Origin of the sequence: Shewanella sp. c952, assembly GCF_019654975.1 — a bacterium.
GTDB lineage: Bacteria > Pseudomonadota > Gammaproteobacteria > Enterobacterales > Shewanellaceae > Shewanella.
Map to the genome: position 1 here is coordinate 114,700 of NZ_BPEW01000009.1, position 25,447 is coordinate 140,146.

General features: G+C 43.6%; 23 protein-coding genes. 13 read left to right on the forward strand and 10 right to left on the reverse strand.

What is annotated here, in order from left to right:
* Positions 1–372: 372 nt before the first annotated feature.
* The 5 genes from K5R16_RS08920 (at position 373) to K5R16_RS08940 (ending at position 5,097) form a co-directional block, all read left to right on the forward strand.
* Positions 373–1,569, forward strand: a complete 1,197-nt coding sequence (locus K5R16_RS08920; protein ID WP_220737214.1) for a glycine C-acetyltransferase — start codon at positions 373–375, stop codon at positions 1,567–1,569.
* An 87-nt stretch (positions 1,570–1,656) separates the two neighbouring features.
* Positions 1,657–2,682, forward strand: a complete 1,026-nt coding sequence (tdh, locus tag K5R16_RS08925; protein WP_220737215.1) for an L-threonine 3-dehydrogenase — start codon at positions 1,657–1,659, stop codon at positions 2,680–2,682.
* Positions 2,683–2,768: 86 nt separating this feature from the next.
* Positions 2,769–3,077 carry a thiosulfate sulfurtransferase GlpE gene (gene glpE, locus K5R16_RS08930; protein ID WP_220737216.1) on the forward strand — a complete coding sequence of 103 codons (309 nt, stop codon included), beginning with the start codon at positions 2,769–2,771 and terminating at the stop codon, positions 3,075–3,077.
* A gap of 33 nt (positions 3,078–3,110) precedes the next feature.
* A complete protein-coding gene (gene glpG / locus K5R16_RS08935; RefSeq protein ID WP_220737217.1) occupies positions 3,111–3,950 on the forward strand; it encodes a rhomboid family intramembrane serine protease GlpG in 840 nt (279 codons plus the stop codon).
* Between the two features lie 142 nt (positions 3,951–4,092).
* On the forward strand, positions 4,093–5,097 hold the full coding sequence (locus K5R16_RS08940) for a glycosyltransferase family 9 protein (protein ID WP_220737218.1): 1,005 nt from the start codon (positions 4,093–4,095) through the stop codon (positions 5,095–5,097).
* A gap of 56 nt (positions 5,098–5,153) precedes the next feature.
* Here K5R16_RS08940 and elbB read toward each other — a convergent pair whose 3' ends face one another.
* Entirely contained in the window at positions 5,154–5,810 is a 657-nt protein-coding gene (elbB, locus tag K5R16_RS08945) for an isoprenoid biosynthesis glyoxalase ElbB (RefSeq protein ID WP_220737219.1), read from the reverse strand.
* A gap of 386 nt (positions 5,811–6,196) precedes the next feature.
* On the opposite strand from elbB, the gene polA reads away from it, so the two are divergent.
* Complete coding sequence (gene polA / locus K5R16_RS08950) at positions 6,197–8,947, forward strand: DNA polymerase I (protein WP_220737220.1); 2,751 nt, start codon at positions 6,197–6,199, stop codon at positions 8,945–8,947.
* Between the two features lie 722 nt (positions 8,948–9,669).
* On the opposite strand, the gene yihA is transcribed toward polA, so the two are convergent.
* Complete coding sequence (gene yihA, locus K5R16_RS08955; RefSeq protein WP_220737221.1) at positions 9,670–10,344, reverse strand: ribosome biogenesis GTP-binding protein YihA/YsxC; 675 nt, start codon at positions 10,342–10,344, stop codon at positions 9,670–9,672.
* 169 nt (positions 10,345–10,513) lie between these two features.
* On the opposite strand from yihA, the gene K5R16_RS08960 reads away from it, so the two are divergent.
* From K5R16_RS08960 to K5R16_RS08990, 7 genes are all read left to right on the forward strand, one after another.
* The gene (locus K5R16_RS08960) at positions 10,514–11,134 is read left to right on the forward strand and encodes a cytochrome c4 (RefSeq protein WP_020915017.1); all 621 of its coding nucleotides are present in this window, start codon (positions 10,514–10,516) and stop codon (positions 11,132–11,134) included.
* A gap of 895 nt (positions 11,135–12,029) precedes the next feature.
* The gene (locus K5R16_RS08965) at positions 12,030–12,707 is read left to right on the forward strand and encodes a class I SAM-dependent methyltransferase (protein WP_220737222.1); all 678 of its coding nucleotides are present in this window, start codon (positions 12,030–12,032) and stop codon (positions 12,705–12,707) included.
* Between the two features lie 45 nt (positions 12,708–12,752).
* Entirely contained in the window at positions 12,753–13,283 is a 531-nt protein-coding gene (gene yihI, locus K5R16_RS08970) for a Der GTPase-activating protein YihI (protein ID WP_220737223.1), read from the forward strand.
* Positions 13,284–13,645: 362 nt separating this feature from the next.
* Positions 13,646–14,113 (forward strand): DUF2489 domain-containing protein, encoded by a 468-nt coding sequence (locus K5R16_RS08975; protein ID WP_220737224.1) that lies wholly within the window; start codon positions 13,646–13,648, stop codon positions 14,111–14,113.
* Positions 14,114–14,377: 264 nt separating this feature from the next.
* On the forward strand, positions 14,378–15,754 hold the full coding sequence (gene hemN, locus K5R16_RS08980; protein ID WP_259649808.1) for an oxygen-independent coproporphyrinogen III oxidase: 1,377 nt from the start codon (positions 14,378–14,380) through the stop codon (positions 15,752–15,754).
* Positions 15,755–15,949: 195 nt separating this feature from the next.
* Entirely contained in the window at positions 15,950–17,746 is a 1,797-nt protein-coding gene (locus tag K5R16_RS08985; protein WP_220737225.1) for a DUF885 family protein, read from the forward strand.
* A 96-nt stretch (positions 17,747–17,842) separates the two neighbouring features.
* Positions 17,843–18,820 carry an alpha/beta fold hydrolase gene (locus K5R16_RS08990; RefSeq protein WP_220737226.1) on the forward strand — a complete coding sequence of 326 codons (978 nt, stop codon included), beginning with the start codon at positions 17,843–17,845 and terminating at the stop codon, positions 18,818–18,820.
* Between the two features lie 52 nt (positions 18,821–18,872).
* On the opposite strand, the gene flhA is transcribed toward K5R16_RS08990, so the two are convergent.
* Genes flhA through K5R16_RS09030 form a run of 8 tightly spaced genes read right to left on the reverse strand, consistent with a single transcriptional unit; the run spans position 18,873 to position 25,332 of the window.
* Positions 18,873–20,954: a flagellar biosynthesis protein FlhA gene (gene flhA, locus K5R16_RS08995; RefSeq protein WP_220737227.1), complete on the reverse strand. Its 2,082-nt coding sequence runs from the start codon at positions 20,952–20,954 to the stop codon at positions 18,873–18,875.
* Positions 20,955–20,969: 15 nt separating this feature from the next.
* Positions 20,970–22,103 (reverse strand): flagellar biosynthesis protein FlhB, encoded by a 1,134-nt coding sequence (gene flhB, locus K5R16_RS09000; RefSeq protein WP_220737228.1) that lies wholly within the window; start codon positions 22,101–22,103, stop codon positions 20,970–20,972.
* Entirely contained in the window at positions 22,100–22,879 is a 780-nt protein-coding gene (fliR, locus tag K5R16_RS09005; protein WP_220737229.1) for a flagellar biosynthetic protein FliR, read from the reverse strand. The genes flhB and fliR overlap by 4 nt, the downstream gene beginning before the upstream one ends.
* A gap of 46 nt (positions 22,880–22,925) precedes the next feature.
* Positions 22,926–23,195 carry a flagellar biosynthetic protein FliQ gene (locus K5R16_RS09010; RefSeq protein WP_020915027.1) on the reverse strand — a complete coding sequence of 90 codons (270 nt, stop codon included), beginning with the start codon at positions 23,193–23,195 and terminating at the stop codon, positions 22,926–22,928.
* A 4-nt stretch (positions 23,196–23,199) separates the two neighbouring features.
* Positions 23,200–23,340, reverse strand: coding sequence for a hypothetical protein (locus K5R16_RS09015; protein WP_220737230.1), 141 nt, complete (start codon positions 23,338–23,340; stop codon positions 23,200–23,202).
* Positions 23,341–23,379: 39 nt separating this feature from the next.
* Positions 23,380–24,108 carry a flagellar type III secretion system pore protein FliP gene (fliP, locus tag K5R16_RS09020; protein WP_220737231.1) on the reverse strand — a complete coding sequence of 243 codons (729 nt, stop codon included), beginning with the start codon at positions 24,106–24,108 and terminating at the stop codon, positions 23,380–23,382.
* A gap of 2 nt (positions 24,109–24,110) precedes the next feature.
* A complete protein-coding gene (fliN, locus tag K5R16_RS09025) occupies positions 24,111–24,458 on the reverse strand; it encodes a flagellar motor switch protein FliN (RefSeq protein WP_220737232.1) in 348 nt (115 codons plus the stop codon).
* A 4-nt stretch (positions 24,459–24,462) separates the two neighbouring features.
* Positions 24,463–25,332 carry a FliM/FliN family flagellar motor switch protein gene (locus K5R16_RS09030; RefSeq protein ID WP_220737233.1) on the reverse strand — a complete coding sequence of 290 codons (870 nt, stop codon included), beginning with the start codon at positions 25,330–25,332 and terminating at the stop codon, positions 24,463–24,465.
* Between the last annotated feature and the right edge of the window lie 115 nt (positions 25,333–25,447).

Genomic DNA, 25,447 nt, shown 5'->3' on the forward strand with positions numbered 1-25,447 from the left:
TCAATGCCTTGTTGAACGCCGCACTAAGAGTTCACAACTTACAACCTTTTTAAATACAAATACTTGCAATGATTTTTACTAGCTACTCATCGATTAACCAAGATGTAGCCCTTTCATTAAAATTCAAGCTTAATACTTAAAAAACTGCAGCTTAAGCGACTCAGCGCTTATAATAGATATTGTCTTCAACAGCAAAATATCAACTCGCAAAACACAAGCTTTTAATTAGTTTAACTAATCTGAAACATCTTCCAGACCTAATCTGGCTTATCAGGAGGAAGTTGCAGAAAAAAAGGCTGTAGGACTGGGCTTTTTAAGGTTAAAATGCCGCCACTCCAATAATCAAAACAATGCTAATTAAGGAGAATTCGGGTGGCAAAAACCTCATTCTACGACCAAATAAATCAACAGCTTGCCGATGTAAAAGCGGAAGGCCTTTATAAGAGCGAGCGCGTAATTGTTTCTCCTCAACAAACAGCAATTAAAGTTAATGGTGACGAAGTTATTAACTTTTGTGCCAACAACTACTTGGGTTTAGCTAATCACCCAGAGCTAATCAAGGCAGCGCAAGGCGGACTCGATGCCCATGGTTTCGGCATGGCATCAGTGCGGTTCATTTGCGGCACCCAAGATATCCATAAAACATTGGAAGCTAGCCTAAGCTCATTCCTTGGCATGGAAGACACCATTCTTTACTCTTCATGCTTCGATGCCAACGCAGGGCTGTTTGAAACACTATTAGGTGCAGAAGACGCTATCGTCTCTGACGCACTAAACCACGCCTCAATTATTGATGGTGTACGTTTATGTAAAGCTAAGCGCTTCCGTTATGCCAACAACGATATGGCTGATCTTGAAACCCAGCTTAAAGCAGCAAAAGAAGCTGGTGCACGCAATATCTTGATCGCTACCGATGGCGTATTCTCTATGGACGGCGTGATTGCTAACCTAAAAGGTGTGTGTGATCTTGCTGACAAGTACGACGCACTAGTCATGGTCGATGACTCTCACGCAGTTGGTTTTGTTGGCCAACAAGGCCGTGGTACTCATGAGTTCTGCGAGGTGATGGACCGCGTTGATATTATCACCGGTACTTTAGGTAAAGCACTTGGTGGCGCTTCAGGTGGATTCACTTCCGCTAAAAAAGAGGTCATTGATTGGCTGCGTCAGCGTTCTCGTCCGTACCTTTTTTCAAACTCATTAGCACCTTCAATCGTCACAGCATCTATCCATGTTTTAGAAATGCTAAAAGATGGTCAAGAGTTGCGTGAAGCAGTGTGGGAAAACAGCCGTTACTTCCGTGAGAAAATGTCAGCGGCTGGTTTCACCCTTGGCGGTGCAGATCATGCCATCATTCCAGTAATGATCGGCGACGCTAAACTGGCTGGTGACTTTGCCAACCGCCTTTTAGCAGAGAACATCTATGTCATTGGTTTCTCCTTCCCTGTGGTACCGAAAGGCCAAGCGCGTATCCGAACGCAAATGTCAGCTGCGCATACTAAGCCGCAAATTGACAAAGCTATTGAAGCCTTTACCCGTATCGCGAAAGAGATGGGAATTATCAGCTAGAATTAAACCAATTGGGCTACACAGTGTTGTAGCCCTTTTTGTATCAATTAAAAGGTTAACAATAGTTGGCCTGGCATAGGTTATAAGATGAAAGCGCTTAGCAAACTAAAGCCTGAAGAAGGCATCTGGATGGTTGACGCCCCAAAACCTGAAATGGGCCACAACGATCTGCTAATTAAGATCCGTAAAACCGCCATCTGTGGCACCGATGTGCATATCTACAACTGGGACGAATGGTCGCAAAACACCATTCCTGTACCTATGGTGGTTGGCCATGAGTATGTGGGTGAAGTTGTCGATATGGGCCAAGAGGTTCGCGGTTTCACTATTGGTGACCGAGTATCAGGCGAAGGGCATATTACCTGTGGTCATTGCCGTAACTGCCGCGGTGGTCGTACTCATTTGTGTCGTAACACCTCTGGTGTAGGCGTTAACCGTGAAGGTGCATTCGCTGAATATTTAGTGATCCCAGCTTTTAACGCTTTTAAGATCCCAGATGATATCTCTGATGATTTAGCTTCTATTTTTGACCCATTTGGCAATGCTGTTCATACCGCATTATCATTTGATCTTGTCGGTGAGGACGTGCTGATTACTGGCGCCGGTCCGATAGGCATTATGGCTGCAGCAGTTTGTCGTCATGTAGGCGCACGTCATGTAGTGATCACTGACGTCAACGAATATCGTCTCGAACTAGCTGAGAAAATGGGTGCCACCCGAGCGGTCAACGTTGCCAAAGAAAGCTTGGATGATGTCATGAGTGAACTTGGCATGACTGAAGGTTTCGATGTCGGTCTTGAGATGTCAGGTGTACCTGCAGCATTCCATTCAATGCTCGATACCATGAACCATGGTGGTAAAGTTGCTATGCTAGGTATTCCTGGCGGCGAAATGGCGATTGACTGGAGTAAAGTGATCTTTAAAGGATTAATCATCAAAGGTATTTATGGCCGTGAGATGTTTGAGACTTGGTACAAGATGGCCAGCTTAATCCAGTCAGGTTTAGATATATCTCCAATTATCACTCATCACTACAAAATAGATGACTTCCAGCAAGGCTTTGATGCTATGCGCTCAGGACAGTCTGGCAAAGTGATCCTAAACTGGGATTAAATAGTCCTTGAGGGCTGGCAGAATTTCAGCCCTCTATTTATCTCCAAATTATCGCCAACAACACATTCAATTAATGCAGGTTTTCTATGTCAGCGTTTCAACATTTAAGTGTCAATCAACTTATCCACATGCAAGAAGCTACAGCCGAATTGCAAATAGTCGACATTAGAGATGCTGCCAGCTTCGAAGCAGGACATATCGACAGCTCTTTTAACCTAAGTAATGAAAACATTAGTCATTTTATTGCTAAAGCCGACATGGATCTGCCATTGGTTGTTGTCTGCTACCACGGCATTAGTAGCCAAAGCGCTGCAACCTACCTAAATGAGCAAGGTTTTGATAATGTTTATAGTTTAGATGGCGGATATAGCGCCTGGCATCAAGCTAACGCGTAATACTCGTTTCATTAATTACAGCAGGAGAGGTCGATGATTGAGATAGGCAGCTTACCCAATGGCAGAGCAGCGCAAGCACTCATCGACTATCTCAAAGGGCAGAACATCACCTGTAGTATTATGCCCGCCGAACAAGGAGTGATGCTGGTACTACACGATGAAACTCAACTATCTCGAGTTCAACAAGAGTATCATGCGTTTCTTAGCAACCCTTATGACGAGAAGTATCTCGCCGCTTCATGGGAAAATGGCAGCACCCAGACCCAACTAGACTACGGTAACCCTGCTCTGCAGTTAGTCACACAATTTATCACTGGAGCTGGTCCACTCACTTTGCTGGTATTTTTCAGTTGCGTAGTAATATATGCAGCCATGAATCTCGGCTTTGCAAATCCCATTTTTGAGAGTTTATCCTTTTTTGGCGCCACCTCTCCCGCCTCACTCAGTGAATTCTGGCGACTATTCACCCCAAGTCTTATCCACTTTTCGGCGATGCACATCATCTTTAACCTATTATGGTGGTGGTACTTAGGCGGTAAGATCGAGAATAAAATAGGCCTTAAACCGCTATTTATACTGCTATTAGTCGGTGGTACATTACCGAATATATTGCAGTACTTTATGGCTGGGCCAAATTTCGGTGGGCTATCTGGAGTGGTATACGCCGTAGTCGGCTACACCTGGATAATGGGAGTTAAGCGTCCTGAATCAGGCATTGGGCTACCACCTGCTTACATCGGTTTTATGTTGTTATGGCTTGTTTTTGGCTTTACCGATATGTTCGGCCTTTCTATTGCCAATGGTGCACACTTGGGTGGATTATTAGTCGGTGTTCTGCAAGGCTTTATCGACAGCCGGAAAAAGTACGTTTAACCACAGTAGCTACGCTACTAAATGACCAACATATAGCCTTTTGGCAGCTAAACCTCGCAGAGGCCCTACAAACCCATAGACTCAATTGTCATCTTATGGGCAAACATGTATAACTGATTTTATTTTATTAAGGTTTCCATCCATGAAGCGGATATTGATTGTCAGAGTCGATAAGCTGGGTGATTTTTGTCATTCATTACCAGCAATATCGTTGTTAAAGCGTTCAATGCCCGACGCTCAGATCGATGTCATCGTTTCCCCTTTGATCCACTCATTGGCGAGTCAGTTCGACTTTATAGATAACCTACTTATTTATAAAAAAGATGATCCGAACCTCGTAGAGCTAATCAAAGCTAACCGCTACGATGCCGCCATTGTGATGCATAGTCATAAAGATATGACCAAAGTGATTAAAGCCGCAGGCATTCCCTATCGACTAGGCCAACGTAGAAAGTGGTTCCAATACTTATATACCCATAGAGCGCCACTTAATCGCAGTGCATGTTTAAAACCTGAATGGCGCTACTGTACAGATCATATTGAGTACTTTTTATGCCAACAATATATTCCCCCAGCAGACATCAAATGGCGCTTATGGGATGTCAGCGAGGAAAAAGCTCAATGGCAGCAGTTCTACGGTAAAACGGCTAATGAGAAGCTTATCTTTATTCATCCAGGTAGTGGCGGGTCGGAAGGTTCACTTTCTCCAGAGCAGTTTGCCACTATGGCTGATGTCATTGCTAAAGAGTCAGACGTCGAAATTAAATTTGTCGTCACATTTGGGCCGACTGAAGAGCCTTTAGCTGCCAGTGTAGTCGAATTAATAACAGCTGCTGGACATAACGCACTAATGGCGAAACCGATAAAAGATATCGGCGAGTTCTCTCGTTCGTTAGTCGCTGCAGATATGATGATTGCAGGCTCAACAGGTCCACTGCATGTTGCAAGTCTACATAATGCCATTACGGTCGGTTTTTACCCTCACGGTTCGAGAGATGACAAGATCCGCTGGCAAACATTGAGTGATGACGACCAACGATTGTCTTTTTCACCCCCAATGGGCGAGAAAACAGGAGAGGACCTTTCACTTATTGATGCGAAATATGTCGGTGAACAAGCAGCATTGAAGCTTAAAAAGCTAAGCTAAGAAACTGACTCGTTACACATTAAAGGTGCCAGTTTACGGCACCTTTCACTTATCGCTTACTCTACCATTAACAACACTTGCCTAACTAACTTCTCAATGCCCTTATGAGCTTCAATAATACTACCAGCAAGCATATAAGCAGGTGTACTCACCACTTTATTGACCTCATCAATCACGATATCGTCTACGGCAGCAACTTGATGGCAGCCTCCTTGCAGCTCAAATGCCGCAGCAGTGTTGCTATCGGAACCAATGGTTCCTTTAACACCAGCACCATAAAACTGCGGGATCATTATGGGTGATATGCAGATAAAACCAACAGGCTTTTTAGCTTGAGTAAATTGGCTAATAAACTGTTTTACACTCGGGTCGATAACATGTTCCGCCCCCGCCAAAGCAAAATTACAAAGATTCTTCGCTGCACCAAAGCCACCAGGGATAATCAATGCATCAAATTCGCCAATGACTAGATCTGTAACCGGCTTAATATCGCCACGAGCAACTCTTGCTGACTCGACCAATACATTACGACTATCAGTTTCATCCACCTCCCCTGTGAGATGATTAACCACATGTAATTGAGTAATATCAGGAGCGAAGCACTGGTAACATGCACCAGCACGGGCAACCTCTAACAAAGTTAACACAGACTCATGTAACTCTGTGCCATCGAAGACACCACTACCACTTAAAAGAACTGCGACTTTTTTCATTAAAATCTCCATTTATATATCATATTGTTTTAACAAAATTGCAATAAAGCGCTTGATCAGATTAATTATCGTGCTAAGTTATCACTGCACTTTATCAAACGGCGATTATTTGACCAAGGAATAGGTTTATAAAACGAATAAAAATAAAAAGTCCACATTTATAGTTTAATTGCTCAAAATAGCACTCACTTCACACAATTAGAATTTACCACTAAAATTCAATAACTTAGCGCGCGCTCATTTTATAACTAAAAATAAGTAACTTTTAGTTCTGTAGTTCCATGCACAGAGTTATCCACAGGCTCATCAATATTTATCCGTAGCTGAAACAGCGCTGATATGGCATGCTAGCGCCATCATCGAAACGCGATAAATGAATACCTATTATGCCAAAAATTGCCGACAACCCTTTAGTTCTTGTGGATGGATCCTCTTACCTGTACCGCGCCTATTATGCTCCGCCACATTTGACTAACTCTAAAGGTGAAGCAACTGGTGCTGTATATGGCGTGATCAACATGCTTCGTAGTCTGTTAAATCAATATAAGCCCAGCCAAATGGCGGTTGTATTTGATGCAAAAGGCAAGACATTCCGTAACGACATGTACTCAGAATATAAGGCGCAGCGCCCACCAATGCCTGATGATCTGCGTGGTCAAATTGCGCCACTGCATCAAATCATTAAAGCCCTCGGTTTACCACTCGTGTGTATTTCGGGTGTGGAAGCTGATGACGTTATAGGTACCATTGCCACCCAAGCCAGCAAAGAGGGACGTGCTGTACTCATTAGCACGGGTGATAAAGATATGGCGCAGTTGGTTGACGAGAATGTCACCTTGATTAATACCATGACTAATACGGTGATGGGACCAGCTGAAGTTACCGAAAAATTTGGTGTCGGACCAGAGCTCATCATCGACCTCCTCGCATTGCAGGGAGATAAAGCCGATAACATTCCCGGCTTGCCTGGTGTCGGTGAGAAAACCGCACTGGCAATGTTACTTGGTGTTGGTGGCGTCGATAATATTCTCGCCGCTCCAGAGAAAATGCCAGCACTAGGTTTTCGTGGCTCGAAAACCATGCCGGCGAAGATCGCTGAGCACGCCGATATGCTCAAACTCAGTTACGAACTCGCTACCATTAAGCTTGATGTAGAACTTGAGCAAGATTGGCGCACCATGGATATTGAGCCCGCCAATAAAGATGAGCTAGTTAAATGCTATGGCGAAATGGAGTTTAAACGTTGGTTAGCGGAGGTGCTAGATAACAAATCCACCGCCATCGCAAATGAAGACAGCGATGAAGTTGTTGTTAAGCAAGATATTGAAACTGAATACGACACTATTTTGTCTGTTGAGCAACTCGACAACTGGATTGCAACACTTAGCCAAGCAGATCTCATCGCCATTGATACTGAGACCACGAGTCTTAACTATATGGAAGCAGAGCTGGTTGGGATATCATTTGCAGTCGAAGTGGGCAAAGCTGCCTACCTGCCCTTGTCTCATGACTACGTAGATGCACCAGAGCAACTTGATAAAGCAATGGTTTTTGAAAAACTAACACCATTGTTAGAAAATGAAGCAATTAAAAAGGTCGGTCAAAACCTTAAATACGACATCAGCATTTTTGCTAATGCCGGTATTAAGCTCAAAGGTGTACAGTTCGATACCATGCTTGAGTCCTATGTATTTAACTCTGTTGCATCAAAACACAATATGGATGACTTGGCGCTTAAATATCTTGGCCATAAAAATATCAGTTTTGAAGAGATTGCCGGTAAAGGGGTAAAACAGCTCACTTTCAACCAGATCCCACTGGAAACCGCAGCGCCTTATGCGGCTGAAGACGCAGACATCACCCTAAGACTGCATCAGCACTTGTGGCCTCGATTAGAGAAACTACCTGAACTTGCCAGTGTATTTACGGACATCGAACTGCCGTTGATTGATATACTGTCAACAATAGAGCGTCAAGGCGTTCTCATAGATAGCATGCTACTAGGTCAGCAAAGCGAAGAGCTGGCTCGCAAAATAGATGAACTGCAAACCAAGGCTCATGAGATTGCAGGTCAGCCATTTAATCTCGCATCGCCAAAACAGCTACAAGAGCTATTTTTCGACAAGCTCGGTTACCCAATTATCAAGAAAACCCCAAAAGGTGCCCCTTCAACCGCTGAAGAGGTATTAGTTGAATTAGCACTAGATTATCCACTACCGAAAATTATTCTTGAGCATCGCAGTCTTGCCAAACTTAAGAGCACATATACTGACAAGCTACCTTTAATGGTCAATGCTAAGTCTGGGCGAGTTCATACTAGCTACCACCAGGCGAACGCAGCTACAGGGCGGTTGTCTTCTAGTGAGCCGAACCTGCAAAATATCCCAATTAGAACCGAAGAGGGTCGCCGTATTCGTCATGCGTTTATCGCTCCTGAAGGTAGAAAAATCCTTGCTGCCGATTACTCACAAATCGAGCTAAGGATCATGGCGCACCTATCGCAAGATAAAGGCCTGTTAACCGCTTTTGCTGAAGGTAAAGATATTCATAAAGCCACGGCAGCAGAAGTGTTTGATGTGGACTTCAGCGAGGTCACTAGCGATCAACGTCGCCGCGCAAAAGCCGTCAATTTCGGTTTAATCTACGGTATGTCAGCTTTTGGTTTAGCCAAGCAGTTAGATATTCCTCGCGCAGAAGCACAACGTTATATCGATACCTACTTTAAACGTTACCCGGGTGTACTCAACTACATGGAAGAGACCCGCGCTATTGCCGCAGATCTCGGCTATGTATCGACACTATTTGGACGCCGACTGTATTTACCTGCAATAAAAGATCGCAACGCAATGCGCAGGCAAGCAGCTGAACGCGCAGCAATCAATGCACCGATGCAGGGTACCGCTGCCGATATAATCAAAAAAGCGATGATTAATGTCGCTAAATGGATTGAGACTGAAACAAACGGTGAGATCACCATGATCATGCAGGTACACGATGAATTGGTGTTTGAGGTTGATGCTGATAAAGCTGACAGTTTGCAAGTTAAGATTTGTGAGTTAATGGCCGCGGCTGCAACACTTGATGTCGAACTGCTTGCTGAAGCCGGCATTGGTGACAACTGGGAGCAGGCACACTAAATTGATTGTGACAGGTTAGAGAAGATCAAATCTAATCTATTCAATCACATGGAGTTAGCCCTAATAGAGCTGATTGCTTTTAATCAGTTCTATTAATCTAATCATCAGCATCACATTAATCTAAACCAACCTGCCCCTTGCAAAAACCGGCTAGCCAAATCATCCCTGAACTGAAAATACAAAATTTGTTTCGCAAAAAGATTGTTCAATTAAAAAGCAGTGCAAGCCTATGTTTTTAAATCAGTAATATGAAATATACTGATCAGAATATGTATTTTTATTGAACAAACCTTGAGATCGGCGTCACATTATTGTGTGCTTTTTACAAAAACTGTTTTTCATAATACGGTTAATAGGGTAATATTCTCTGCGTAGGGTACAGAGGTTAAGATGTTCTATCTTTCAGACCTTTTTTTAAATTCGCTAATTTGAAGTGAATTGCCAAATTATGGCGCCTCAGCAGATCTAATCTGCTGGGGCTTTTTTTCGTCTTAAATAAATTTTAGAGTAATTACTTTAATTTGATTAAAAAAACAGTTATGCTGTGGTCATTGAGCGCTATCAACATAGTTTGGTAGGTCTTGAGTCTTGTTGAATTTAGCTTCTCCCCAAAAGAGCTAATTTACGCCGATGGTTTATTCCGTCGGTTTTTTTTTGCCTAAAAAAAACGCCCCTATCATTAGGAGCGTTATTCATATTAAAAGTCTTACAGTGACTGAATGTTACTTATCTGACTCAATTTGAGCTTCAATCGACTCAGCAGCCAGCTGCTCTTGCAACCATTCTGGTTTGCACCACTGGTCAAGAATACCAAGAACCTTGCTTTTACCAATCCCTTTCAATGAAGAGAAGGCTTCTACCTTTACTGCATCATCAAAATGACTCAACTTTTTGCGTACCTCATTAACCATCTTCATTCTGGCACTTTGGCCCAATTTATCAGCCTTGGTTAATAGTGCTAAAACTGGAATATCACTTTCAACAGCCCACTCAATCATCTGCATATCGAGATCTTTCAGTGGATGTCGAATATCCATCAACACAACAACGCCACTTAAACACTCTCTCTTAAGTAAGTATTCGCCTAATGCTTGTTGCCACTTTTTCTTAAGTGCTAAAGGTACTTGGGCGAAACCATAACCAGGTAAATCCACTAATCGACGATGTTTATCGAGTTTAAAAACATTAATTAACTGCGTTCGACCAGGAGTTTTACTGGTACGCGCAATTTTTTGCTCTGTTAATAAATTTAGCGCGCTGGACTTACCCGCGTTCGAACGACCCGCAAAGGCTATCTCTACCCCAACATCGCCAGGGAGGTATTCATCTAAGTGTGCGATGTCTGGCGCACTAATTAAAAACTCTGCTTTACGGAAATCGATACGAGATTCACTCACAATTAACTCCAAAATTTTCTCAACTAACTTTGTTAAATATCGAAGAGTTGCTTACATTTTCACAATTTCGTGTAAAATATTACCCCGATCACATAAAATACATTTTATCACGCTTGCGGGTCTCCCTAGTAAGCTCAGGACAAATATTTTAATAAGAAGTTGGAACGCCATGAAAAAGTTAGCTCTTGCGCTGTCTGTTTTAGCCACAATGTCTTCACCTGTAATGGCTGAAGGTAATGCTGAAGCAGGAAAAACCAAAGCCATTGTTTGTTCTGCTTGTCACGGTGTTGACGGCAACAGCATGATAGACATGTACCCTAAACTTGCTGGTCAGCAAACGACCTATATCGAAAAGCAACTACATGATTTCCGCAGTGCGGCTAAATCAGGTGGTAAAGAAGGCCGTGCAGACCCAATCATGGGCGGCATGGCTATGATGCTTAGCGACGAAGATATCTCTGATATCGCTGCATTCTATGCAAGCCAAACCAAACAAGTTATCGAAGTTAAAGATGTTCCTGCTTTAGGTGAACAACTTTACAAAGGCGGTGACTCTGCTCGTGGCATTACCGCATGTATTGCATGTCATGGACCTGAAGGTAAAGGTTCTGAAGCTGCAGGCTTCCCTGATGTTAGCGGACAACACGCTAATTATATCAAGATCCAGCTGAATAAGTTTCACGATACAAATCGTAACAACGACTTAAATGGCATGATGCAAGATATTGCTAAGAAGCTAAATGCTGACGATATGGACGCATTATCTAAATATATATCAAGCCTTAAGTAAACATTAGTTAATGCTAAAAGGACAGCAGTGCTGTCCTTTTTTATTTCATCTAGTTAACGTTTACGTAAACTGCACGCAAAAACTTACTTGACAGTGATCACAGATTTCGGTTTAATGAGCCCCGTACCGAGATGAACCCAACTGATAGTACAAAAATTATTTAATAATAACTTTCAGATTTTGGTATTTTTACATTTAAGATATAAGAATAAATTAACGAAATAATAATAATATTATTGAGACCACTCACTAAAAATAATAAGAGTAGAGATTTCAGTTTGAAGTCCCGGTCGTAAGAATTTTAGTAAGGATTTGGTTAGGAAGGCCAAAGCGCTATTTAGCATTAACCCTTACATTCAGAGAAACGCGCACCAATAGGAGAATGTTTGTAGGATACAAACATTGGCATAGGAAGCTAATTGCTTTGGATGCACTCGCTGGAAGCTTGTTATCACTGGAAGATACTTAGATACACCTAACAAGGATGGTTACTTAGGCGTCATTGATAGACGATAGGATTGTGATGTGTCATGAAGACCATCTACGGAAACTGTGGTCAGGAAGACAACAGGACTAAAAATAAAGTGTCGGGAAGACCATAAACTAAAATAATTGCACGGAAAGCAATAAAAATAAGACGGATATTGACCGGGATAGTCACTAGCAAGTATGGATACTTGAAATAAGAATTGGTGCTAATTGCACTTTTATAGGCGACAGTTTATCTGTCGCCTTTTTTATTGCCTAAAATACTCCAATCTTTATACTGGTTTACACCCCCTCAAATAATTGGTTTGTATGCTAATATCAATTCAAGTTGTTGAGTGGCCATTCTCTCTTATCTTCAACAGCCTTTGCGGCTACTCTTACCATTAATGTAGCTGGAGTCGTTTTAATGCGTCGATGTCCATTATGCTTTAGTGACAACAATCAGATATTTTTTGAGAATAAAAAGCGCTGCTTATACCGCTGTCATCAATGTGAACTGGTGTTTGCAGACGCAAATTCACACCTGCCACACACGGCAGAACTGCATAAATACCAATTAGCCAATAGTAAGCAAAAATCACTATCTCAATTTCTATTCGATCTAGTCTTGCAATGTGAAACCACAGACCACTCTCTGCTTGGTCTCAATTTTGGTCGAACCCTTAATCCCAAAAGTTTACGAAGAGTGATTGCACGCGGCCACCAAATAAACCAATACGATCCCAGCCTTGCCCCTTGGACTAAGCAGTTAAACCAGCAATATGATTTCATCTGTTGTTATCGCGTATTTGAACACTTCAGGTTTCCGCGCAAAGAGTGGACCTTGCTGTGTGAGTTAATAAAACCTGGTGGTTGGATTGCGATTAACACACCACTACTGACCGATTTAGCCGGATTTGATAAATGGCATTATAAGAATAACCTCACCCACGTAAGCTTTTACCAACAACAAAGTTTCAAATATCTGGCTGAAAACGTCGGTTTTAAGCTATTATTTGCAGCAAACGATCTCATTCTGGTGCAAAAACCATCAGGATCTGGTATAACACGCGACCAAACTTCAATTGTTGATAGAGACAGCTAGTTCTGTCAGCAGCAGAGTCTTTTAAGTTATCGAGATAAGCGAATCATGTCCCGTAGTAAGAAAACGCGTAAGAGCAACGAAAATGCTCCAAAATCAGCTCCAAGAACCAAGAAGCACGAACGAGTTCTTGCGGGTAAAAAACAGGTTGCTGGCAATAAAGCGGGAAGCCGTCATAACGCTTCGATGATTGAAAACCAAGCCAATGGTGGCAACGCCAAAAGCAGCGACCCTCGTCATGGTAGTAAAAAACCTGTTCAGCTCAATATCGTTAAAGAGAAACAGGTAGAGAGTAAGCCTAAAGGGCCGAAACTGACTGATGAGCAGAAGTTATTAAAGCTTGAAGAAGATCCAAGACTAAATAGCCTGCTAGATATGCTTGAAGAGGGTAAAAAGCTTAACCAAGATGATCAAAAATGGTTAAATAAGCAATTAACTCAAATTGAAACTCTGTTAGATAAGCTCGGCTTATCTGATGAAGAGGAGCAACCTAAAGCGAAGAAAGCAGTCAGCGATGACGACTTATTCGACAAGTTTGAATCTGGTGCGGATCTACTAAAAGATTACCAGAACGACTAAGGTTCTGCGTATCAACATGATATGGCATCAGATACCAACGCTCTGAAATAGGTGTGCTATTCAGAGCGTTCTCTAGGCGCTTAATGTAAGTCGCATAGTGTAATAAAAGTTGTTCTCTTTGAGGTGATGCTACGCAACAGTGGGCGCCAGAGACGCTCACCTAGTGCGGCTTTCAAACTCGGTATACGGCGTTAGATGCTCTTGATATAGAATGACTATTAGCTTCAATCACCAGCCTTGTCTATAGAGTTTTGAACTCCCACTGAATGAACATCCTTTAATGGCGTTGGTATTTATTGATGCCATGTTTTTATCTACCCTCCTATTAATTAGAAAACTTTTTGACTGTAACAGGACCTAGCATGACCACAGCGCTTATTGTTATTGGCTTTTTTATACTCGTTGCACTCACAACTTATGCTACCTCGCTACTGCTACGCTTACGTAAGCAAAACCAAGCTAGGGCAAAGCAGCAACAACAGCAAGCGGCTGCTGCTAAAGCAAAGTCAGAAGAGCTGCTAGACAGCATTCGCTACATAGCTGCTGCCATGCTAGAAGAGCGCTGCGAGCTTTCTGAAGGGGTAATGCGTATCGCCAAACTATTCAACTTGGTCGGTATGTCAGAACTTGTTAGCGAGAAGTACCCTGCAACTTTCATGCATTTTGAAGTCATAAAAGAGCATCCAATTAAAGAGCAGCGTAAAACGCTGTCAAAGCAACAACGAATGAAGCTCGACTTTAGCCGTATGAAATCTGAAGCGGAACTCGAAGTTCAAATACTCGAAGAGGCTAAACAACTTAGTGAATTCGACCCAGCTTCACTGCACTAATCAACATCAACAACTATGGTTAAAGCTTGTACTATCTCTGTATCTAGATTCTACCCAGATCGCACTTATAGAAGATTTTGATAATATAGGGTGAGTCTGTGCACAAAATCTACTTAACAGCGCAGACATAGAGCTTAAATTCAGCGATATTCTGTTGCTCTTTGTTACCCACATTCCAAATTTACAACATGGATCAAGGTTATTGCACAAATAACGATGCATACTTCACATGTTGCTAAATTACTAAACGTCGGAGGACATGCCTTGAAGCAGCCCACACAAATTAGCTGGGATCAGTCAATGATCGAGAAGTACAATTATAGCGGACCGCGTTATACCTCTTACCCGACGGCGCTAGAGTTCGAAGATTCGTTTACCGAAGATCAACTGCTGACCTCTATCAAGAACAGTAAAAGTGATAAGCTTTCTCTTTATATTCATATCCCATTTTGCGCTAAGCTTTGTTACTACTGTGGCTGTAATAAGGTCATCACACGTCACCAACATAAAGCAGATCAGTACATTGAGTACTTAGCGGCTGAAATTGTTAAACGTGCACCATTATTTAAAAACTACTTAGTCACCCAAATTCACTGGGGTGGCGGTACACCAACATTCTTGACTCCAGAGCAAATTCTGACATTGTCAGCACTTGTTAAAGCTAACTTTAACGTAGCGGAAGTGGGCGAGTACTCAATTGAAGTCGACCCACGTGAAATTGAACTGTCTATGCTAGACACCCTAAAAGAAGCGGGCTTCAACCGTATCTCTATTGGTGTGCAAGATTTCAATAAGAAAGTACAAATTGCGGTTAACCGTGAACAAGATGAGCAGTTCATTTTTGACTTGATGGCACGTGCTAAAGAGCTTGGCTTTGTTTCTACTAACATCGACCTTATCTATGGTTTGCCACACCAGACACCAGAGACCTTTGCAGAAACGATGCAACGCGTACTCGATCTCGATCCAGACCGTTTATCAGTCTTTAACTACGCTCACCTGCCATCACGTTTTGCAGCGCAGCGTAAGATTAAAGATGAAGACTTAGCGTCTCCACAACAAAAGCTAGATATGTTGCACCAAACAATCGAAACTTTAACTGGAGCGGGTTACCAATACATTGGTATGGACCACTTTGCTAAGCCAGATGATGAATTATCAATTCTTCAAAACGAAGGTCGCTTACACCGTAACTTCCAAGGCTACACCACCCAAGAAGAGTGTGACCTACTTGGTTTAGGTGTTTCTTCAATTAGCCAGATTGGCGATTGTTACGCACAGAACCAGAAAGATGTTCGCCCTTACTTCGAGTCAATCGATGCTAACGGACATGCACTTTGGAAAGGTTGTGGCTTAAACCGTGATGATGAAATTCGTCGTGTGGTGATTAAGCAGCTTATCTGTCACTTCGATTTAGATATGGCACAAATTGAAGAGAAGCTGAATATCAACTTCGAAGAGTACTTTGTAGAAGACTTAAAGCTACTGCAAACGTTCATCGACGATAAGCTAGTCGACGTCACAGATAGAAAGATCACCATCAGCCCAACAGGCCGCTTGTTGATCCGTAACATCTGTATCTGTTTTGATGTTTACTACCGTGAGAAAGCAAGACAACAGCAGTTCTCACGCGTTATCTAGTCTTGTACTAGACAACCTAATAAGAAACCGGCTATGGCCGGTTTTTTTGTACCTGTTGCCCTCCTAAAAGGTCAGACAAACTCGAGCATAAAGGCCATGTTTTTCATAACATTTGGTATAACTTTCCTGCGTGACCTTTAGCAATACAATAGGCATAATCGAACTTATAACAATAACAAAAATCACGGATATATCATGTATAAATACCTGCTACCCTCGGTGTTAATCATCGGCTTAAGTGCCTGTCAAACAGCACCAACTTCAGCTGTTACTGGATCTAACGTTACGACGACGTCAACAAAGTCGCAGATAAACGCACAACTGCAACAATCTATCGATACCTCTTGGCAGATCTCTTTAGATGAAAGCCCAAGCCTTGCGTACTCTTTGGGTGACCAATCATCAGCAGGCAAATTACAAGATTTATCACCAGAGGCGCTGGCATCACTCAATCAACGTCGTATCGAATTACTCCGTCAAATAAAAGCATTAGACCGAGCAGTATTAAGCGCTGACGATGTTATCAACGCCAAAATCCTCCAGGACCAAGTACAAAATAGTGTTGACCAATATCGCTATAAAGATCACTACATCCCTCTGTCTGCAGAAAGCGGCTTTCATGCCTATATAGCTTCAATCTCTAAAGGGCGATTTGCAAAAGTTGAGGACTATCAAAACTACATCAACCAACTTAAAGCGCTACCTACTTACTTTGCTCAGCAAACTTATTGGCTAAAGCAGGGGTTAGCAGCAGGTATCACACCAGCAAAAGTTACCCTTAATGGATTTGAAACCAGTATTAGTGCTTTTATCGTGCCTGCAAAAGAGAGTGGTTACTTCAAACCTTTTACTGAGTACCCAGAGTATTTTACCAAAGCAGAAAAAGCAGCGCTCACCGAGCAAGGCTTAGCCTTGGTTGCTGACACGGTACTACCTGAGTATCAAGCGTTTTACGACTTCATGGTCAATGAGTATATTCCCAATGCTCGTACTGACATCGCCGCTTCAAAGCTACCCGACGGTAAAGCATTCTATGAAAATAGAGTGCGTTACTACACCACCTTAGATATGACTTCAGATGAAGTGCACCAGTTAGGCTTAAGCGAAGTTAAGCGTATTCGCGCCGAGATGCAGCAGATCATCGATGAGTTAGAGTTTGAAGGCAGTTTTGCTGATTTCCTCCACTTTCTAAGAACCGATCCACAGTTTTACCCTAAAACGGCTGAGGAGCTACTCAAAGAAGCGGCTTATATTGCTAAGAAAGCCGATGTGATGCTACCTAAGTACTTTGGTAAACTGCCACGCCAACCTTATGGGATTGCCCCAGTTCCTGCAGAGATCGCACCTAAGTACACCACCGGCAGATATTCAGGCTCTAATCGAGATGATGAAGCAGGCTACTACTGGGTCAATACTTATGCACTCGATAAACGCCCTTTGTATGAGATGGAAGCACTAACATTGCACGAAGCGGTGCCAGGTCATCATCTGCAGATAGCATTAAATCGTGAGTTAACCGATCTACCTGACTTTAGACGCTACAGCTACATATCAGCCTTTGGCGAAGGTTGGGGACTCTACTCCGAGTATCTCGGGTTAGAAGCGGGTTTTTATCAAGATCCATATAGTAATTTTGGCCGCCTAACCTACGAGATGTGGCGCGCAGCAAGACTCGTTGTCGATACAGGCATGCATGCCAAAGGCTGGAGCCGTCAGCAAGCAATGGACTTTATGGCAAGTAATACCGCCCTATCGCTACACAATGTTACTACCGAAATTGACAGGTATATCTCTTGGCCTGGACAGGCTCTGTCTTACAAAATTGGCGAGTTAACTATTAAGCGTTTACGCGCTCAAGCTGAACAAGAGCTAGGCGAAAATTTCGATATTCGAGCTTTTCACGATGCTGTGTTAGCCAATGGTTCTGTACCGATGTCGATCCTAGAACAGCAAATTAACGACTTCATCAAACAGCAGCAAGCCGCACTATAATAGCCATCAATATATAGATGGCCGCAACAAGCGGCCATTTTATCCCCACTAGGAGTTTGCTACACTGCTGCTAACCTTATTCTTTAGATAATCATTATGCCGAATGCCGCTGAGCCCGCTCCATCATTAAGCACTGCAAGTTCCTTTTCATCAGAACATCACCTTAATAGCCCAGAACAAACTGCATTTTGGCAACAGGTTACCCAATCAAGCTTCAAAGCTAATGACGATGTCAGTCTCGCTTATGCCAGCATTATCCGCCCAAATAGCATAGGAACCATAGTACTAAGTAGTGGCCGAGTAGAATCCTATCTGAAGTATAAAGAACTGATGTTTGATCTGTACCAACAGGGCTACAGTTTATTTGCCATCGACCATCGTGGTCAGGGCCTTTCCAGCAGAACAACCACCGATCCACATAAAGGACATATCGACAAGTTCCAGCGTTATGTCGACGACTTTGGCGATTTTATCGACAAAGTTGTTAAACCACAGCCTGAAGAAGATTACTTTCTAGTGGGACATTCTATGGGGGGCGCAATTGGTACTTTATACCTAGAACAGCACTCAGGAGTGTTTAAAGCAGCGGTTTTTTCTGCGCCTATGTATGGCATTAAACTGCCTTTGCCTAAACGCTTTATTCGTTGGTTAGCCACACGATTAGATAATCATAAAAAACAGCAACCAAATTATGTGCTGGGTGGCAAAGGCTACCATGCCGATGAGTTCGACAAGAACGACCTCACCAACAGTAAGCTAAGATATCAAGATTACCGCAAACTCTACCAACAACAGCCTAAACTGCAGCTCGGCTCGCCGACTAACCATTGGTTGGTTGAGTCAATCGATGCCGGCGATGATGCAATTAAAGCCGCGCAGAATATCGATATTCCTTTGCTGGTCTTGCAAGCTGAAGAAGACACCATTGTCAGTAATGCCGCCCAAAAACAAGCGGCTACAGGTCAATGTAAGCTGCTCAAAATCCCCTATGCTCGCCATGAAATATTCATGGAGCGCGATAAAGCCAGAAACTTAGCCCTGACCGCACTGCTGGCATTTTTACAGCAAGCTTAAACTGCGCTCATACTCAGTTGCTATTTGATCTAATGGGTCAAATAGCAGTGCACTACCCTAGCTGCCCCGCCACCATTAGCTCTCGAGTCTCAGGGATCTCATTATAAGACAGTACATGCAAGCCTCGGGCAAACGCCAGAGCGTAACGGGCGAGAATAGGCCTTAGTTGCGGAGAAACAAGTAGCAGTGGGCTATGACCATGCTCTTTGGCTTGCGCCAGTAACTGCGGCATCCTTTGTTGCAACTGTGCCAGTAGTTGTGGATCAACCGGAAAACTATCCAATGCAACTTTACCCTGCTGCTGAGCTTGATTCAGTGCCGTAATTAACGTCTGCTCCAGCTCCGGCGCTAACGTCATCACATTCAATTTTGGATCTGCCCCAACAATTGAGTGCAAAATAGTATTTCTCAATGCACAGCGAACATCGGCAGCCAACAACACCGGATCTTTACTGTTCTCGCTGCAATCGAGCAAGGTGGTTGCGATGGTGCGGATATCCTTCAACGAAACCTGCTCTTTCAACAACAACCTAAATACTTTGAGTTGAAGAATGGGAGGAAGTGCTGCGTTAAGCGACTCTGCAAGCTTAGGCGATTGCTTGGCTAAGCGATCACTCAGCGCCAATACATCATCATGCTGCAGCATGTCAGGCAGCGACTCTCGGATCAGTTTACTCACATGGGTCGCAATAACGGTGGCGTTATCCACCACCGAATATCCTAGGTTAAGCGCGTTCGCTTTAGCTTCCTGCTCAATCCAGATTGCGTCCATTTGATAGGCAGGCTCTTTGGTAATGACACCATCGATATCACCAAAAACGGGGCCACTTTTAATCGCCATCAAACGTTCAGGGTCGAGTTCAGCAGAAACAACGGGATTACCCATTAAGCTTATCTGATAGGCGTTTGGAGCAAGTGACAGGTTATCTCGCACTCTCACTTCCGAGAGTAGGAATCCTGCTTGCTCAGATAAGGTTCTACGGATCCCGGTTAAGCGTTTTTGCAGCTCGGCACCTTTGCTGCGCTCAACTAAATGCACTAAGCGATATCCAAGCCTTACTTCAATCAAATCCGTGAATGGCAAAGCATCCCAACTGGGGGCCGAGGGCTCACTTAAGTTACTTTCGATTTGAGCTTCAACTTTCGACTCTGCAATCACAGGGCTACGTTGACTCTGCTTCCATGCAGAGAAACCAAGTAGAGCAGCAAATGCTAGAAAAACAAAAGTGGGCATTCCAGGTACTAAGCCTAAAATCAACATGACGATTGCTGCCGTCGCTAATGTTTTAGGGTTGGCCAGAAGTTGTTGACGCAACTGCTCAGGCATCTCTTCAGCGTCCGAGACACGTGTCACTATGATCGCCGCAGCAGTCGCTAACAGCAATGATGGGATCTGCGCAACTAAGCCATCACCAATCGTTAGCAAGGCAAACGTTTTAAAGGCTTCAGCAGCACTCAAGTCATGCATGAAGATACCAATCGCCAGACCACCGAGCATATTAATCGCTAAGATCAAGATCCCCGCAATGGCATCACCACGAACAAACTTAGACGCGCCATCCATTGAGCCATAGAAATCGGCCTCACGGGCAACCTCTTGCCGACGATCCCTTGCTTGCTCTTGCGTCAACACTCCGGCATTAAGATCGGCATCAATAGCCATTTGCTTGCCGGGCAATGCATCTAAAGTAAATCTGGCAGAGACTTCAGATATACGCTCGCCACCTTTAGTGATCACCACGAAGTTAATGATCATTAAGATCAAAAAGATTACCGCACCAACAACATAGTTACCGCCAATCACCACCTCACCAAAAGCTTGAATCACTTTACCAGCGGCATCACCACCTTGGTGGCCCTCAATCAATACCACTCGGGTTGAGGCTACATTCAAAGTTAAGCGCAACAATGTCGCCAGTAACAGCACTGTCGGAAAGACCGAAAACTCTAAAGGACGACGGATTGATACACCTACAAGTAACACCATCACAGCTAATACAATGTTAAAAGTAAACAAAATATCCAGCAGGAATGGCGGTAACGGTAATATCACCATCGCTAGAATGGTCAGAAGCATTATCGGAATGCCGATATAACTTGGACTGCCGGAAAAAGTGCGCGAGAACCAGTTCATGAAATCAAATATCCTTTAGTCGTGTTGTAAATTTTTAGGAATAAAAAAGTGGGGTAATGGATCAGGCTTAGTCTGTTTGCCCTGTCTAGCGGCTTTGATTTGCAGCACATACGTAAGCACATGGGCAATGGCGATAAATAGTGCCGCCGGGATCTGTTGATCTACCTTAGTAGAGTAATAAATGGCGCGGGTAAGCGGCGGTAACTCAATCACCTCCACATCGTGACGCAGAGCCACTTCGCGCATATGCAGTGCCAGTTCATCAGTGCCTTTAGTCAGCACATATGGTGCATCTGCTTTATCAATGTCATATTTAAGCGCTACCGCATAGTGAGTCGGGTTAACCAGTAACACATCGGCTTTAGGCACTGAAATATCGGCTCTAGAACGGCTAATACGTTGCTGCATCTGGCGTATTTTTGCTTTGATTTCAGGTTTACCATCTTGCTGCTTATGTTCATCTTTAACCTCTTGCAGCGACATCCTCAGCTCTTTATGGTGATGCCAGTATTGGTAAGGCACATCGATAAAGGTGATAAGCAGTAACCCAAGCCCCAGAAACAACATCCCCAGTGACAACATATCGATAACTTTTGATACTGCCTCGTCAACTGGCAACTGATTAAAGGTCAGCAGTGTTTGCAGGTTTTTTTCAAGAAAAAACCACATGATCCCCACCAACAACACAATTTTTAAAATGGATTTAACCAGTTCAACTAATGACTTAACCGAAGCCATTCGCCCCAAACCTGCGATAGGGTCGATACGGCTGTATTTGAAGCTGGCATTTTTGAAATTGAATACCGGCCCGCCGGGCATCGCGCCTGCCACCATAGCAATCAAGGCAACCATCAAAAAAAGTGGCCCGAGAATGTTTAATATTTCAAGTAAGGACTGGGCTAAGTGACGCGTCATCATTCCAGGCTCATCCAGCTGCGCCTTAGTCAGTAACATATTGGTGCGAGTCATTTTTGCCACTTTAGCTGCAATCCAATCTGCACTTGTGGTCAGTAACAGTGAGCAACCAATAATTAGCGCCGTGGAAGCTAAGTCTTTTGAACGCGGGACCTGGCCTTCATCTTTAGCCTTTTTAAGCTTCTGCGGCGTAGCTTGTTCTGTTTTGCTTTGCCCGCTATCTTTATTGCTCATGGCACGCCACCAATAAACTGATACATAGCCGACAACGCATCGAGACATAAGTCGCTATAGCGGCTGGGTAAACCACTGAAAGAGAAGAACACACACAATAAGCCCATTAACATCGACATTGGAAAACCCAAGGCGAATACATTTAATGAAGGTGCCGCGCGGCTTAATACGCCAAAAGTGACATTTACCATTAACATGGCCAGTACAGCAGGCAGTGCCAACATGAACGATGCCGCAAAAATCCAGCTAATTCGCCCAATCAATCCCATTAAAGGCAGGTCAAACACCCTCATACCAATTGGCCACAACCGAAAGCTATCAACCAGTATACCCAACGCGACAAGATGACCGTCTAACGCCAGAAAAAGCAACGTGCCATAGAGTAAAAACCATTGCCCTAAAATCGGGTTAGAGCCGCCATTTGCTGGGTCATTCATTATTGCCATCGCTAGCCCCATCTGCATCGACATAATCGCGCCAACCAAGGTCATCACATGGATCATAATGGTTAAAAACAGAGCCAACATAAAGCCAACCAGCAGCTGTTCAATACCAAGAAATAGCGCTTTTATCGAGATCGCATCGACTTCTGGAAAGGGTGGTAAAATAGGGGCAACCAGTACCGAAATACTGATAGCCAGCAGAATGCGAACCATGACTGGAATATAGGTACTACTGAGGAAAGGCATCACCATAAAAGCCCCCATAATCCGACAGAATGGCCACCAGAAAGTCGCGATAAAGGTGCTGATTTGCACAGAAGTAAGCGACAACATTAGGCGCTAGCCTCCGCCAACATGAGTGCAGAATGCGCCATCTTCATCAACCTATAATATGGGGAATGTTGAGGAATAAGCGCTGAAACAGATCGCTGATCTGCTGCAACAACCACTCGCCAGCGAACAACACCATCAACAAGGTGAGTACCAGTCGTGGCAAAAAGCTAAGCGTCTGCTCATTCACTTGAGTGGCAGCTTGAAACACTGCAATCAATAGGCCCACTAGTAATCCAGGAACCACTAGCACACCAACCATAGCCACCACCAAAAAAATCGCCTCTGCAAACATTGATGTCAGTTCATTTACATCCATATGGCTACCCAGCTCCGTGAAGCAAAAAGTTAATCACAAGCGGCCAGTCATTCACCATCACCAAGCCTGTCATCACCAGTCCAGAGAGTAGAAAACAACGATCACCTAAAGAGATTGAATCTCGCTGTTCTTGCTTAGCACTCATAACTATTTTCCTTCCTATCAAGCCGCTTATTCAAAACTGCTATCCATAACTCGCCACTAAGGTGCTCACAGTCATAGACCAGCCATCTACCAATACGAAAACCATTAATTTGAACGGCAACGAGATAATCAATGGCGAAAGCATCATCATCCCCATCGACATCAACACGCTGGCAACCACCAGATCGATCACCAAAAAGGGCAAGAACAGTAGAAAACCTATCTGAAACGCTGTTTTTAGTTCACTTAAAACAAAGGCAGGCATTAACACAAAGAAAGGGATCTCATCGGCTGTTAATGTGGTTGGCTCATCAGCAATTTTAAGCATCTGCTCAAGGTCAGTCTCACGGGTTTGCGCTAACATAAATTTGCGCAATGGTACTTCCCCTCTCACCACCGCCTCAGTTAACTCAATTTGCCCCTGATCGTAAGGCAGAAATGCATCATCATAAATTGCTTGCCCAACAGGTCGCATAATGAAAATAGTCATTACTAGCGCGATACCAATCAATACCTTATTAGGCGGGCTCTGCTGTAACCCCAGTGCTTGGCGCAAAATGGCTAACACTACGATCACTCGCGTAAAACTAGTCAACATCATCAGCAGTGCAGGTAAAAAGCTTAACACTGTCATCAATGCCAATATCTCTAGCTTTACGTTTACCGACTGGGCCTCAGCGCCGTCACCTAAAGTAAATAATGTAAAACCATCACTAGCATGGGCACCCGAGGAAAAACCAACGAGTAGCAGAAGCAAGACTCGCCACATAATTAGTCGTTGGCTCCAGTGAGGCTAATCGCTTCAACTTCCAATAAGCGAACCCCATAACGGCCATTCACTTCAACAACTTCACCGCGACCGAGCAAAGCGCCGTTAACACGAATATCTAACGGCTCACCAACCATTCTGTCGAGAGCGACCACATCTCCCTCGCCCATTTGAGTCAATTCACCCAATGACATCTCCGCACTCGCCAACTCTAACGTCACCTGGACCGGCAATTGATGGAAGAAAGACATATCTTTTTTAGGCTTTGGTTGGCTACTCACCTCTTTCTCATTGAAAAATTCGTCATCAAGTAGAAAGTCTTCATCTTGCAAAATATTTTGTTCAGCCATTGGATTATTCCTCTAATTGAAAGGCTTCTTGTGTCAATTTGGCAACCATTTGCCCTTCATGAGCGTGGACGGTGGCATAAAAGATAGGACGTTTGCCCACAGTAACTGGGCAGCGAGAGTGCAGGTTCATCGGTAAGATATCCCCCACTTTAAGCTGCTGTAATCCGGTTACCGGTAAACTCTGTTGTCCAAGCTCAAGCATGACTCTAAACGGAAGTTGTGTAAGGCTTTTAGATAGCTTCTCATTTAAAGCTGGATCGGCTTGATACTGACTAGGTTGTTCAGCCATCAAACCTAAAAGGTGCTCAGCCAAATAGAAGCTGATCCCTGGCCCACGATGCACTTTGGGGAAATTTAACTCGCAACACACAGGGGCTTTTATCGGGGTAGTGTTAGTGACTAGTTCAAGTTCTAACTCTTCAGCATCAATCCGGGCAACAGGTAAGGTATTTATCGCTGCCAACATCAGTCTTTTTACCAGACGGAACTCTGACTGGCTCGGCGACCTCAACGGCGATTTAGGTGCGCTAGAAAAGCTACCGTAATAACCACTTGCCAACTGATCTAACGTGCACTTGTCTATTTTCCACCAGCCTAGCTCTACACGCTGATAACTCAGCAGAAACCAAGCATGGTGTAGCTCTGGCACTACAGCTTCAGATTTAGCCGATAGCGATACCTGAGACAAAGCATGGTGCCCTTGACGAATGATAGGGTTCAGTAACTCATTGACGGCATCCATCATAGGTCGCTGACTATCTGTAAGCTGTATCAATAATCGGCTTCTAGCTAACTTTTCCTTTAATAAGGCAACAGGTCTCACCTCAACGTTATGAGATAATTTCACCAGCTTTGCTTTTGCGGTTGTTTTCATTATAAACCTTGTAACAAAGAACACTGCCAAATATCCGACAGCAACTAGTTAATAGTTATTTAATTGACTAATGACAACTTAATGGCGCGACAATTAAATATAGAAACACATAGTA

Excerpts from the sequence above, each read along its gene's own strand:
- tdh (WP_220737215.1), top strand. The coding sequence starts at position 1,657 with ATGAAAGCGCTTAGCAAACTAAAGCCTGAAGAAGGCATCTGGATGGTT.
- glpE (WP_220737216.1), top strand. The coding sequence starts at position 2,769 with ATGTCAGCGTTTCAACATTTAAGTGTCAATCAACTTATCCACATGCAA.
- glpG (WP_220737217.1), top strand. The coding sequence starts at position 3,111 with ATGATTGAGATAGGCAGCTTACCCAATGGCAGAGCAGCGCAAGCACTC.
- K5R16_RS08940 (WP_220737218.1), top strand. The coding sequence starts at position 4,093 with ATGAAGCGGATATTGATTGTCAGAGTCGATAAGCTGGGTGATTTTTGT.
- elbB (WP_220737219.1), bottom strand. The coding sequence starts at position 5,810 with ATGAAAAAAGTCGCAGTTCTTTTAAGTGGTAGTGGTGTCTTCGATGGC.
- polA (WP_220737220.1), top strand. The coding sequence starts at position 6,197 with ATGCCAAAAATTGCCGACAACCCTTTAGTTCTTGTGGATGGATCCTCT.
- K5R16_RS08960 (WP_020915017.1), top strand. The coding sequence starts at position 10,514 with ATGAAAAAGTTAGCTCTTGCGCTGTCTGTTTTAGCCACAATGTCTTCA.
- K5R16_RS08965 (WP_220737222.1), top strand. The coding sequence starts at position 12,030 with ATGCGTCGATGTCCATTATGCTTTAGTGACAACAATCAGATATTTTTT.
- yihI (WP_220737223.1), top strand. The coding sequence starts at position 12,753 with ATGTCCCGTAGTAAGAAAACGCGTAAGAGCAACGAAAATGCTCCAAAA.
- K5R16_RS08975 (WP_220737224.1), top strand. The coding sequence starts at position 13,646 with ATGACCACAGCGCTTATTGTTATTGGCTTTTTTATACTCGTTGCACTC.
- K5R16_RS08985 (WP_220737225.1), top strand. The coding sequence starts at position 15,950 with ATGTATAAATACCTGCTACCCTCGGTGTTAATCATCGGCTTAAGTGCC.
- K5R16_RS08990 (WP_220737226.1), top strand. The coding sequence starts at position 17,843 with ATGCCGAATGCCGCTGAGCCCGCTCCATCATTAAGCACTGCAAGTTCC.
- flhA (WP_220737227.1), bottom strand. The coding sequence starts at position 20,954 with ATGAACTGGTTCTCGCGCACTTTTTCCGGCAGTCCAAGTTATATCGGC.
- flhB (WP_220737228.1), bottom strand. The coding sequence starts at position 22,103 with ATGAGCAATAAAGATAGCGGGCAAAGCAAAACAGAACAAGCTACGCCG.
- fliR (WP_220737229.1), bottom strand. The coding sequence starts at position 22,879 with ATGTTGTCGCTTACTTCTGTGCAAATCAGCACCTTTATCGCGACTTTC.
- K5R16_RS09010 (WP_020915027.1), bottom strand. The coding sequence starts at position 23,195 with ATGGATGTAAATGAACTGACATCAATGTTTGCAGAGGCGATTTTTTTG.
- K5R16_RS09015 (WP_220737230.1), bottom strand. The coding sequence starts at position 23,340 with ATGAGTGCTAAGCAAGAACAGCGAGATTCAATCTCTTTAGGTGATCGT.
- fliP (WP_220737231.1), bottom strand. The coding sequence starts at position 24,108 with ATGTGGCGAGTCTTGCTTCTGCTACTCGTTGGTTTTTCCTCGGGTGCC.
- fliN (WP_220737232.1), bottom strand. The coding sequence starts at position 24,458 with ATGGCTGAACAAAATATTTTGCAAGATGAAGACTTTCTACTTGATGAC.
- K5R16_RS09030 (WP_220737233.1), bottom strand. The coding sequence starts at position 25,332 with ATGAAAACAACCGCAAAAGCAAAGCTGGTGAAATTATCTCATAACGTT.